Source organism: Sphingobacterium sp. PCS056 (assembly GCF_023273895.1).
Lineage (GTDB): Bacteria > Bacteroidota > Bacteroidia > Sphingobacteriales > Sphingobacteriaceae > Sphingobacterium.
Genome location: NZ_CP096883.1, coordinates 2,208,778 through 2,221,391 on the forward strand (window position 1 = coordinate 2,208,778; position 12,614 = coordinate 2,221,391).

The 12,614-nt window shown below is 36.8% G+C and carries 9 protein-coding genes; 4 read left to right on the forward strand and 5 right to left on the reverse strand.

Annotated features, from left to right (window positions below):
* Positions 1-15: 15 nt before the first annotated feature.
* On the reverse strand, positions 16-1,962 hold the full coding sequence (locus tag MUB18_RS09075; RefSeq protein ID WP_094771425.1) for a KUP/HAK/KT family potassium transporter: 1,947 nt from the start codon (positions 1,960-1,962) through the stop codon (positions 16-18).
* Between the two features lie 256 nt (positions 1,963-2,218).
* Between MUB18_RS09075 and MUB18_RS09080 the strand changes: the two genes are divergently transcribed.
* Entirely contained in the window at positions 2,219-2,680 is a 462-nt protein-coding gene (locus MUB18_RS09080) for a T9SS type A sorting domain-containing protein (RefSeq protein ID WP_084405297.1), read from the forward strand.
* A 56-nt stretch (positions 2,681-2,736) separates the two neighbouring features.
* On the opposite strand, the gene ispG is transcribed toward MUB18_RS09080, so the two are convergent.
* A complete protein-coding gene (ispG, locus tag MUB18_RS09085; protein ID WP_248755696.1) occupies positions 2,737-4,749 on the reverse strand; it encodes a (E)-4-hydroxy-3-methylbut-2-enyl-diphosphate synthase in 2,013 nt (670 codons plus the stop codon).
* A 46-nt stretch (positions 4,750-4,795) separates the two neighbouring features.
* Positions 4,796-5,734 (reverse strand): LiaI-LiaF-like domain-containing protein, encoded by a 939-nt coding sequence (locus tag MUB18_RS09090; protein WP_045753256.1) that lies wholly within the window; start codon positions 5,732-5,734, stop codon positions 4,796-4,798.
* A gap of 293 nt (positions 5,735-6,027) precedes the next feature.
* On the opposite strand from MUB18_RS09090, the gene MUB18_RS09095 reads away from it, so the two are divergent.
* Genes MUB18_RS09095 through MUB18_RS09105 form a run of 3 tightly spaced genes read left to right on the forward strand, consistent with a single transcriptional unit; the run spans position 6,028 to position 8,490 of the window.
* Positions 6,028-6,762 carry an MlaE family ABC transporter permease gene (locus MUB18_RS09095; RefSeq protein WP_045753257.1) on the forward strand — a complete coding sequence of 245 codons (735 nt, stop codon included), beginning with the start codon at positions 6,028-6,030 and terminating at the stop codon, positions 6,760-6,762.
* A gap of 15 nt (positions 6,763-6,777) precedes the next feature.
* The gene (locus tag MUB18_RS09100) at positions 6,778-7,530 is read left to right on the forward strand and encodes an ABC transporter ATP-binding protein (protein WP_045753258.1); all 753 of its coding nucleotides are present in this window, start codon (positions 6,778-6,780) and stop codon (positions 7,528-7,530) included.
* A 54-nt stretch (positions 7,531-7,584) separates the two neighbouring features.
* On the forward strand, positions 7,585-8,490 hold the full coding sequence (locus MUB18_RS09105) for a class I SAM-dependent methyltransferase (RefSeq protein ID WP_045753259.1): 906 nt from the start codon (positions 7,585-7,587) through the stop codon (positions 8,488-8,490).
* An 89-nt stretch (positions 8,491-8,579) separates the two neighbouring features.
* Here the strand turns inward: MUB18_RS09105 and MUB18_RS09110 are convergent, their stop codons facing one another.
* Positions 8,580-10,361, reverse strand: coding sequence for a hypothetical protein (locus MUB18_RS09110; RefSeq protein ID WP_248755697.1), 1,782 nt, complete (start codon positions 10,359-10,361; stop codon positions 8,580-8,582).
* A 226-nt stretch (positions 10,362-10,587) separates the two neighbouring features.
* Entirely contained in the window at positions 10,588-12,468 is a 1,881-nt protein-coding gene (locus tag MUB18_RS09115; protein WP_045753261.1) for a DNA topoisomerase IV subunit B, read from the reverse strand.
* Between the last annotated feature and the right edge of the window lie 146 nt (positions 12,469-12,614).

Genomic DNA, 12,614 nt, shown 5'->3' on the forward strand with positions numbered 1-12,614 from the left:
CAATAGTATGTTTTATTAATTGTTCTTTCGCTTTAAGTCTATCGTAGTGGTTTGTGGTAAACTTAAAGGGACCCGTTCAATGGTTACAAAACTAGCATCCAATCCAAATCCTTTTTCTTCAGAAAGACTTAGTTTTTTGAGATAACCATATATTTCCATAATGATACGTTCCGACCAGCTCAACTGATTTCCTTTTGACAATACTTTTTCCAACACGACAAATTTAAAATCTCCGGGGATTTTGTGTTTTTTTAAAGTATCGTATTGGCTTGTGATATCGATTTCACCTTTTTGAACCATATCTTCAACGACTTTTCTAAAGAGCAAACTGATACGTTGTTCTTCTCTAAAGCCGAGTTTGAAATCTATGCGAATGAGCTTTCCCGGAATTAATTGATCGATCGTATATTCGCGTGTATGCGGGTGGTCCATCACATCAACGTGAACCAACCAATAGACGTCAGCGCGTTTTGGTTTTTTATTCAATATGGAATAAATGATCTTGGATTCAATTTCTGATTTGAAATTGGCACTAGTCAAATACACTAAATGTGATGCGTAAGGTGGTACGGACTTGTCTTCACTCAATTCTGAAATGATAGGATAGTATTTGTCGATATTGATGAAATTAACAAATCTGTTTTTAATGCGTCTAGCACTCCACCAAGCATACATGATGAGAAATAGGAGAGAGGCTAATAATAAGGTAAGCCATCCGCCATGCGCGATTTTAACTCCATTTCCGACTAAAAACACCAACTCTAGTATGAGGTAAAAACCTGTAAATAAAACAATCACATATTTATTGACTTTTTTAGCTGCAAGGAAAAATGTCATTAAGACGGTTGTCGTCAAGAATGTTAAGTTGATCGCTAATCCGTATGCAGCTTCCATATTACTGGATTCTCCAAAAATTTTAATAATCAGCATACATCCAGCCCACAGAATCAAATTGATTGAAGGTACATATAATTGTCCTTTTTGATCACTTGGGTACCGAATGGCAACCTTTGGCCAAATATTTAACCTTACAGCTTCTGATATGAGCGTATATGATCCAGAAATCATTGCTTGACTGGCAATAACTGCAGCCATGGTGGCAATCGCAATACCATAACCAAGAAACCAATGTGGCATGATGGCATAAAAGGGGTTGTTTTCTCCTAAGACTTTCCCTTCTTGGGTTAATAACCACGCACCTTGACCAAAATAATTAAAAACGAGTGTTAGTTTTACGAAAATCCAACTGATTCGAATATTATCTTTTCCACAGTGTCCCATGTCAGAATATAGCGCCTCAGCTCCAGTTGTACATAAAAATACCGCCCCAATAATAAAAAGTGCATTGGGATAAGCAATCAGTAATTTAATGGCATAGTACGGATTGAGAGCTTTGAGCACTTCATATTCGAGGTGAATATTGCTAAGCCCCAAAATACCAATCGTCGAAAACCAAATAAACATGAGTGGCCCAAATATCTTACCGACGACGGATGTTCCAAATCGCTGAATGGCAAATAAAAGGGTGATGATGGTCACCACAATTGGAATTGTCGGTAGACCAGGATACTTAATGTCCAAACCTTCAATCGCAGAGGAGATGGTGATTGCCGGTGTAATCATACCGTCGGCAAGAAGGGTTGCTGCTCCGATCATCGCAGGGAAGATCAACCATGGTGCTCTTTTGCGTACCAATGAAAATAGGGATAAGATACCTCCTTCACCTTTGTTGTCGGCCTGCAGTGTAATCAGTACATATTTTACAGTTGTTTGTAAGGTTACTGTCCAAAAGACACAGGATAACCCACCAAGAACAAGGTCTTTGTCGATGACCCCCTTATTCATGATAGCCTTAAATACATAGAGCGGAGAAGTACCAATATCTCCAAAAATAATCCCTAAACTAATTAGGAGACCTGCAAGGCTTACCTTTTGTGCGGTACTTTGATGACTTGTCGTCATTTTTTTATTTGATTTAAGTAAAAAAACCTTCATTTTAACACGAATATGAAGGTTCGTTGCAATTGAAAAACTCGTGCCAAATTTTAGCAATTTGTTTGACAACGCCAAATCTTGTTAAAAATTGTTAAAACACAAATTTTTATTCCATATAAGTTCATAATATCTAAACAAATAACCTACTTTTGTTGTTGATATATTGGTTTAGAAATATTATATTTGATTAAACTATAACCAATCTAAGAAGTCGTATATACAAATGAAAATTAATTTTAAGAAAATAGCTTATTTATGTCTGCTCTGCGTGGTAACGTTGACAGGAAGCTTGGGCTATGCTTCTGTATTACACGCTTCATCTTCTACTAAAAACGAGGATAATCATCATTTATTTTCCTTGGACAAAGCTGATGTTTTAAGTTTTGTCGCAAATCCGGACAATACCAAAGATGCGGATAAGTTAATCAACAATGTTAAGGTTTTTTATAATCCCATTTCTGAACAGATCAGTTTATCTTTTAAATTGAATAAACAGAGTTCTGTGGCCATTAAAATTATGGATGCTTTGGGTAATGAGGTTGTTCAGTTAATGAATGGAAGCTTAGATGCCGGTAATCAAAATTTATCTTTTGATCCGAGTGGTAAACTTAATTCTGGTTTTTATTTTATCCGAGTAGTTTCTGGCTCAGAAACGGTTGTAAAGAGATTCTCTGTTCGTAAATAATCGAAATAATATAACATAAGAAAGGCTTAAATGATATCATTTAAGCCTTTTTCTTTTTAATTGGGTATCTCGTTCTCTTCAATCCACAAACCATCAGATTTGATGATATTGATAAGCTCGTCCAATGCATGTGCAGAGCTCACGTTTTTCTTGACTACTTGTTGTCCACGATATAGTGTGATTTTGTCTGGACCAGCTCCTACGTAGCCATAATCCGCATCAGCCATTTCACCTGGACCATTGACAATACATCCCATGATGCCAATCTTTAATCCTTTCAAGTGATTTGTTCGATTTCTGATCATCTGTGTTGTTTCTTGGAGGTCAAAGAGTGTTCGACCGCAGCTTGGACAAGAAATATATTCTGTTTTAGAGATCCGTGATCTTGTGGCTTGTAGTATACCAAATGATAAGGATACGATTTTGTCCAAAGGTGTCGCTGGTGACTCGATCCAAACACCTGAACCAAATCCATCTATTAACAGTGCTCCCAGATCAGTTGCCGCATATAACTGGATTTTAGAAATCGGCTCTTCTGGATTCATAATATCACCAATAGGTCCAGAAAATGCAGCTGGATCATAAGTTCTTTTAATAATCACAGGATTATCTAATCCAATTTCTTGTAGATTTTTAAAAAATTGTCTTTGTTCCGCCATTCCATGTGTGGCTGTTGTTTCTAAGACAAATACGATTGTTTTATCCAGCTGTAGGTTTTCAAATAAACTTGTCGCTAAATCCGTGTTTTTTATTTTGATCAGATTGAGTACAGGATCTTTGTCTGTAGATTGATTGAATTCTTCCAGTGTAAATAAGGGATGGATATTAGCTTTGTTTTGTATATTTCTCCAGGTCTTGTAGTTATAGAGTTGCTTTAAATTTGCCGGCATATTAAATGAGGGCAATTGATCAGCTAAATACACAAAATCAACAGATTGTTCACCCATATGATATTTGTCCAATAGCATATCATATCGATAACCTGCTTGTGACAAAACGTGGGCATCTTTCAAGTTTTGTGTAGATATATCGACAACAACGCGGGGCACTAAGGATCCTCCAATAAAAGTATTGACTTCTTTGGATATATACGGTGTAGCGATATTATTATCTGTTAATTTTAAGATTTGGGGTACCTTTTCCGTATTGATATCATGTTGTCTTTTTGTATATCTATTTACTAAGGCGATTGCCACTGGTGCTTCTTTTTCTGGCTCCTCGGTCAGAGATACGCGCACAGTGTCACCCAATCCATCTTCTAATAAAGTCCCAATTCCTACGGCTGATTTGACTCGACCATCTTCTCCGTCTCCAGCTTCGGTAACGCCTAAGTGCAGCGGATAGTTCATGTTTTCGGAAACCATTTTCTCAACTAAAAGTCGATAAGCACGAACCATTACCTGCGGATTGCTTGATTTCATGGAGATACATAAATTATAGTAATTTAAGTCTTCACAAATTCGAATAAATTCCATGGCTGATTCGACCATTCCTTCTGGCGTATCACCATAATGGCTCATGATCCGGTCAGAAAGAGAGCCATGATTGGTTCCGATACGCATAGCCGTGCCATACTCTTTGCAGATATTGACTAGTGGCTTGAATTTTTTATAGATGCGATCTAGTTCTGCTTGATACTCGCTATCAGTATAACTGAGTTGATCAAATTTTTTCTTGTCGGCATAGTTGCCTGGATTCACACGAACTTTTTCAACAATTCGTGCAGCCACTTCAGCTGCATTGGGTGTGAAATGAATGTCAGCAACTAGGGGTACCTGATATCCCCTGAGGCGCAATTCTTTTTTTATATTGGCTAGATTATTTGCTTCTTTAATAGATGGTGCGGTGATCCTTACATATTCACAACCAGCGTCAACCATTTTTATGGTTTGCTCCACAGAACCTATGGTGTCCATGGTGTCAATGGTTGTCATGCTCTGAATACGTATCGGATTGTCCCCACCCATCGGTACATCCCCAATCTGCACTTCTCTTGTTTTCCATCTTGAATACGTGGTTTGCGAGTTGCAATAAATATCAGGCAATGTCAAAAGTTTACTTGTGTCCATATCTAATTGCAAAGTTATGTATTCTACTGCACTTATTTAAGCTCTTTTAATAACGAGTTATCGATACAGAAGTAATGCCACCATCGATGGAAATCTGGAATTTATTTTTTGCTTTATCAAAATTAGGCGTAGATAGTGTTCCTTTTTCATTGCCTTTTATAAAACTATCGTCAGCATTTACGGAAGACAAGGCCATTTCTGTCATGATCTGACAAGCCGCATCTTTCGGAATGGCAATTTGAATTGAAGATGCTCCAGCATCAATATTTATATTAGAATTTGTTTGCGGATAACCTAATTTTAGGTCCAAATTACTAGCACCAGCATCAATTGTTAGATTTCTAAGTTTGAAATTTGACAAATCACCTTGAATATCTGCAGCGCCTACATCTAAGTTTAGGTCCCAAATGATATTCTTATTGAGCTTGATCAGCGTTGTGTTGCCTTTTGAGTTTATTCCCTTCTTTGTTTTTCCGCTTAAATCCAGCGTCGTATGCTCTTCTTTTGAATCGGCATTCAGCGAAAGAAAATATTTATTGGAATTATTGGTTGCTTCAAATAAATTTGAATCAGTTGTGTCTTTTAACTTGATCTGTGTAGCACCTAAATCAATATTGGCCGTTGCATGTGTGATATTGCCAATTTTTTTAGCGGATACAAAGTTTGAAGTTCCCTTAAAGTCTTCTTCATCCATATCGATATCGATGTGGTTATTTTCCATGATACGAGATATAAAACTTTGATTGGGGGTGGTGATACCGATATAGGTAAATACCGATAAAATAACACATGTTGTTCCGATAGATATCATATAACCAATATCTTTTTTGGGAACTAGAATATTTACTCCTACCAATATAATCAGTAATGGCCAGTAGCGAAAAACCTCAAACCAATTGAAATCTATAACGTCCAACTTACTTAAAAGCAGTATGATTCCAATGAATAAAAATATAATACCTGTTGTGATTCTCTTTGCGTCCATAATATAATCGTTTATTCTTTTATTTTTAAACTACATCACAAATGTAAACTAAAAATAAATTTTTGATTTTATAAATTAGGTTATTCATGTACTAATCTCGGTAAAATATATCATTTCATCGGTAATTGAGTTAAGCTATTTCTGAGGAATGAGTATTTAATAGTTATTTAGAAGTATTGGTTATCTTTGATGCGAAGCATATTTTATCATGGCACTATAAAAAACCAATTTGTATATTATGGTGTTATAATAGTATCTTAGATTTTAATGAAGAAAAAACACTGTAAAAATATATGATATTTCACCATATTGGTTCTTATTTGCTATTGCTACGCTCGGTTTTGAAGAGACCAGAGAAAGGAAAGATTTACTGGAAAGAGACCATGCATGCCATGAACGAAATAGGTCTCGGATCGCTTGGGCTTATTGTTATTATCTCCACCTTTATCGGAGCGGTTATGACGATGCAGATTGCTTTCCAATTGGTTTCTGATTTAATTCCGAATTCAATTATTGGCTCCATCAATCGAGATTCCAATATTTTAGAATTGGGACCTACTATTTCGGCATTGGTGCTCATGGGCAGTGTCGGATCTTCCATCTCCTCACAGATTGGTTCTATGCGTGTGACGGAGCAGATCGATGCTTTGGAAATCATGGGAATTAATGCTCCCGGATATTTGATATTACCTAAAATACTAGCAGGTATCACGATGGTACCGGTTTTAGTGACGATCGCTATTTTTTGTTCTATTGTTGGTGGTCTTATTGGCGGAGCGCTTTCTGGCGCGGTAACACCTTCAGATTACATTATGGGTATCCAAGAAGGGTTTAATGGTTTCACCGTTACGGTTGCATTGGTGAAAGCTTTGGTCTTTGGTTTTATTATTACCTCCATATCTGCATATAAAGGTTTTACTGTAAGTGGTGGTGCTCTGGAAGTCGGCCAAGCAAGTACGAAGGCGGTTGTTATTGGTTGTATAACCATCTTGGCAGCTGATTATTTGATAACGGCGCTGATGCTTTAATTTCTTAAAAAAATTATGATACAAATAGAGCATATTTATAAATCCTTCGGAAGTAACGAGGTACTGAAAGGTATTGATGCTACTTTTGAACCGGGTAAAGTGAGTTTAATTATTGGTGGTTCGGGATCTGGAAAAAGTACTTTGTTAAAATGTATGGTTGGTTTACACGAACCTGATAAAGGTCGTGTTCTTTTTAATGGTCAAGATTTTTCAAAATTGAGTTTTGAAGATCGTATTCCAATCCGTAAAGAAATTGGCATGTTGTTCCAAAATTCGGCACTCTTCGATTCTATGACTGTAGAGCAGAATATTATTTTCTCGTTGGATATGTTTACGGAGATGTCCAAGTCTGAAAAATTGGATCGTGCTAATTTTTGTTTGGAGAGAGTAAATCTGAAAGGACGCAACCAGCTTTATCCTTCAGAGCTATCCGGAGGAATGAAAAAGCGTGTAGGTATAGCTCGTGCAATAGCCATGAGTCCGAAATATCTTTTTTGTGATGAGCCAAATTCGGGCTTAGATCCAGAAACTTCAATCTTGATCGATGAACTGATATTAGAATTGACACAGGAATATAATGCAACCACCATTGTGGTGACACATGATATGAATTCGGTTATGGGAATTGGTGAATACATTCTTTACCTCTATAAGGGACAAAAGTTTTGGGAAGGTTCAAATCAGGATATGATGCGGTCTGATGTAAAGGAGTTAAATGATTTTGTATTTGCAAGTCCATTGATGAAGCGCGCAAAAGAAACGATGTAATCTGTTGATCTTTGCTTATTTGTTTTTAGATTTACGTATCTTTGCGCCAAATTATTGATTTTGACTACAACAGATATACAATTATTGACACCACAACATTGGAAAGATTACGAGTTAATCGATTGTGGTGATTTCGAAAAATTAGAGCGTTTTGGCGATTTAGTCTTAATTCGTCCTGAACCACAGGCTGTATGGCCAAAAACATGGTCAGAGGCGGAGTGGAACAAACGTCATGACATTAAATTTAAAGGTCGTTCTGCTACTTCTGGTGAGTGGATGAAAAAAAATCCTAAAGCACAAGATCGCTGGCATATACAATATAAAAATAATGATGTTGCTATTAAGTTCCGTCTGGGATTGACCTCGTTTAAACATGTCGGTATTTTTCCTGAGCAAGCTGTCAATTGGGATTATATCTCCCAGTCTGTACGTGCCTTTGAAACAGATAAACCGAAGGTTTTAAATTTATTTGCCTATACTGGCGGTGCCTCATTAATCGCGCGTGCTGCTGGTGCTGATACTACGCACGTAGACTCGATCAAACAAGTGGTTACTTGGGCTAATGAAAATCAAGAATTATCAGAAATTGACAATATTCGCTGGGTGGTAGAGGATGCTTTGAAGTTTGTAAAACGTGAGGTAAAGCGCGGAAATAAATACAATGGTATCATATTGGATCCGCCAGCTTATGGACATGGTCCGAAGGGAGAGAAGTGGAAATTGGAGGATCATATCATGGAAATGATGAACGATGTTGTACAATTATTAGATCCTAAAGAACATTTCTTGATCTTGAATACGTATTCACTGGGTTTTTCATCAGTGATCGTAGAAAATCTAATTCGTACTGCATTTCCTAAAGTGGAAAATCTAGAAGTTGGAGAACTTTATTTACAAGCTACAGCAGGGCCTAAATTGCCTTTGGGTGTCTTTGGTAAATTTAGAAAAGTAGCTCAATAGAGATATAAATTACAAAAACAACAAAGGAGTAACATGTTTAGTTACTCCTTTGTTGTTTTTGGACATTAGATTCGCGTAGATCTGATCCCTTAAAATTTGATCCCGGCAAGTTCCCTTTCGGCATTGTTGAGCTGCTCGGGTATACGCTCTATAACATGATTTGAAAAGCCTTTCAAATCATTTTTTAATTTATCATAATAAGCTATTCCTTCTAAAAGCTGATTTTTAAATTTTTCTAAATATTTTATTTTCTTATCATTGACGGTATCGGCATTCATTTCTACGTATTTTTTTATATGTGCCACATAGAGTTGTAGTTCGTTAATAAATAGAAATGGACGGTTATCATTTTTGATCAAATCATCTTTTCCATAGATATGGTTGATCATCTGGTCGAGTGAGCATTTACTTTTAAACCACACCGTATTTGGACCTGGACAAATAGATACAGCGCTTTGTTCTTTAGGTTTTAAAATATCGTATTTTAAATAGGCAGGTGCTGCAAGTCCGTCGCAGAGACATGTTTTTTCAGTAATTCGTGCAAATTCTTTGTCATAGTCTTTTTGTTCTAATGATTTTGCCTCTAATTCTTGAATTTTTTTGTGTTGATATGCGCGAGATGCCGTACAAAGGGGTTCAGCACCAAAATCTGTGTTGGATACAAGGTATTTCTTGATACATGGACTTCCGGGTCTTCCCTGTTGTATTCTTTTTAAACGTAGACGCTCTGCAGAGCTTTTTCTAAAATTATTGAAAGGTACTCCGAGTGGTGAAGCTTCACTGATATAAAAGTCCTGTTCTTCTGAAGTGGTCAGTGCCATTAATGTTTCTTCGTCGACAGTGGTAGCTTCGGGTACGAGTAAAAATGGAGACCCCCAACCTACGGCATCAAATTCATAATATTGGAGTAAAAATTGATGTTCGCTAGCCGTTCCCACTCCGCCTTGTACCGTGTACTTAATGGGTGGAGCTTGTTGAAATTTTTTGTCTTTTTGAATCCAATATTGTTGATAAATATGAAACAGCTCTTGCTGTAACTCTTGTTTTTTATTTTTGAATTCAGATAAAATAGGGCCTAATAAAAAACCATCTGTAGCAAATGCATGTCCACCACAGTTTAAACCCGACTCTACACGGAACTCGGAAACCCAAACTCCTTTTTTTGCTAAATACTTTGCTTGTATTAATGCAGATCTGTAATCACTGACCTTTAATGTTATCTTCTTTTTAAACGTGCCGTCATCTTGTTGCCAAAAAGCAGGCAATTCGGCGACATATGCGTATAGCTTGGGGTTCATACCTGCAGAAAGAATAACGGAAGATTGTAACTGCGAATTTGCATATCCTCTTAATGCTGCTAGTGCATCTGAAAAGATGTCGTCCTGTGCATTTCCGTTTTTATCATAATTGATCTTATCCACTTTAGACATGATATTGACATCAATATCTCCGGCTTGGATCCATGTTCTGAGGTTTTGTTTTTTCTTTGCCTTTTCTACAATATCGGTTTCGGATAGCATGTCATGGTAGATCTTTTTTGCAGGATGAGATTCCGGTATGAGTTGAAAATAGCGATCAATTTCAGAGCCTTTTTCAAAAAATTCGGTACGCATATGCTCAATCTGTTCTTGGACTAATTGAGCAACCAGGTTGAGATAACTTGAAATTCGGTGCGACCTAAAATCGGCCTCTGTTTTTTTTATGGGAACATATTCTTTCTTATTTATCTGACAATAATATGCCCGAATACGTTCAATTAATTCATCATCTACGATGGATATAACAGATGATATCCCAAATCGAGCGACTTTTAACGGGGAATCTATTGAGAATGCTAATCCCAAAACGGGAATATGGAATGAGTGCGTCATATCAGTTTTATTTCAATACGAAATACCGAATAAAAAGGATATGAAAAAGTAATGTTTGCCTGATTAAAAAATGATATAAATCACTTTTTATTGAATGTGAAAATGTTTTCTGCTTTTATATGGCTACTTCGATGTATGGTAGCAGCCATGTCAGTCTGGTGGTCGGTACTTTTTAGATTATAGCAAATGATTGGAAATGCTAGAAAGAAAAAACAAGCGGGGTATCTTAACCCGCTTGTTGTGTTTGTTGTTCTTCTTTAGCAATTCGAGCTAGCTCTTCTTCAAGATCGAGTTCAACGCGAAGATTATTAACAATATGTTTTTGTCTATCGGGAGTATTTTTCCCCATATAATACTCTAATAGTTGCTTTATTTTATTATCCTTGGATAAGAATACTGGATCCAAGCGCATATCTTTTCCGATGAATAGACCAAATTCGGAAGGGGAGATCTCACCAAGACCTTTAAAACGTGTGATCTCTGGTTTGTTTCCTAATTTAGCGATTGCACGTTGTCTTTCTTCATCCGAATAGCAATAGATCGTTTCCTTTTTATTACGCACACGGAATAGTGGTGTCTGCAAAATAGAGACGTGACCTGCTTTAACAAGATCTGGGAAAAATTGCAAAAAGAAGGTTAACAATAATAGTCGTATGTGCATACCATCAACATCGGCATCTGTCGCAAATACAATATTATTATAACGTAAACCGTCCAAGCCATCTTCAATATTTAGGGCATGTTGCAACAAGTTGAATTCTTCGTTTTCGTAGACGATCTTTTTGGACATCCCATAAGAGTTTAATGGTTTTCCCTTTAAACTAAAAACAGCTTGTGTCTGTACATCTCTAGATTTGGTAATAGAACCGGATGCAGAATCCCCCTCTGTAATGAATAATGTAGTTTCTTGATTTCTTTCGTTTTTATCGGAGAAGTGAACTTTACAATCGCGGAGTTTACGGTTATGTAAGGATGCTTTCTTAGCACGCTCATTGGCCAGTTTTTTAATTCCTGCGATATCTTTACGCTCTCTTTCGGATTGAAGGATACGTTTTAACAAGGCATCAGCTGTCTCCGAATTTTTATGCAGATAATCGTCTAATGCTTTTTTAAGAAAATCATTGATGAATGTTCGCACAGTAGGGCCATCTGGTCCAATACTTTGAGAACCAAGTTTTGTTTTTGTTTGCGATTCAAAGACAGGTTCTTGTACTTTTATGGCAATTGCTCCGATGATAGAAGATCGAACATCTGAAGCATCAAATTCTTTTTTGTAAAACTCACGTATTGTTTTTACCAAGGCTTCGCGGAAAGCTGCTTGATGTGTTCCTCCTTGCGTAGTGTGCTGGCCATTGACAAAGGAGTAATACTCTTCACCATATTGCTGACCGTGTGTTATTGCGATTTCGATATCTTCTCCTCTCAAGTGAATGATCGGGTAGCGCATGGATTCTGTATCGATATTCCGTTCTAAAAGATCTTTTAGACCATTTTCAGAGATGAACTTTTGTCCATTGAAATTAATGGTTAAACCTGAATTTAAGAAAACATAATTCCAGATCATGTTTTCGACAAATTCTAAGCGGTATTTATAATTTCTGAATATGGTTTCATCGGGGTAAAATATCACAGCGGTACCGTTACGTTGCGTGGTTTCTTTTTCCTCGTCAGACAATAATTCTCCTTTGCTAAATTGTGCGATACGTGTTACTTTTTCGCGGTATGATTGTACGGTAAATTGTCCAGACAGCGCATTAACCGCTTTTGTACCGACACCATTAAGCCCTACGGATTTTTGAAAAGCTTTACTATCGTATTTACCTCCTGTATTAATTTTTGACACGACATCTACGACTGATCCGATTGGGATACCACGGCCATAATCCCGGACGGCAACTTTATTGTCATTGACCGTAATATCGATCGTTTTACCAGCGCCCATTACAAACTCATCAATAGAGTTGTCGACTACTTCTTTTAATAAGACATAAATACCGTCGTCGTAGGCAGAACCATCTCCTAATTTCCCAATATACATACCGGGACGCAAGCGAATATGTTCTTTCCAATCGAGGGAACGTATACTATCTTCGTTATAAGTACTCATGTTTTTTAATTATTCTTCGGTGTTTAGCAAAAATAGTAAAATAAAGATTAAATATGTGTAGTCAATTTCTTAATTCAATTATTTAGAAGGGCAGAAATCTACAAGCTATCTTTGGTTTGGATAGTGAGCTGTAAATTCTATAAATA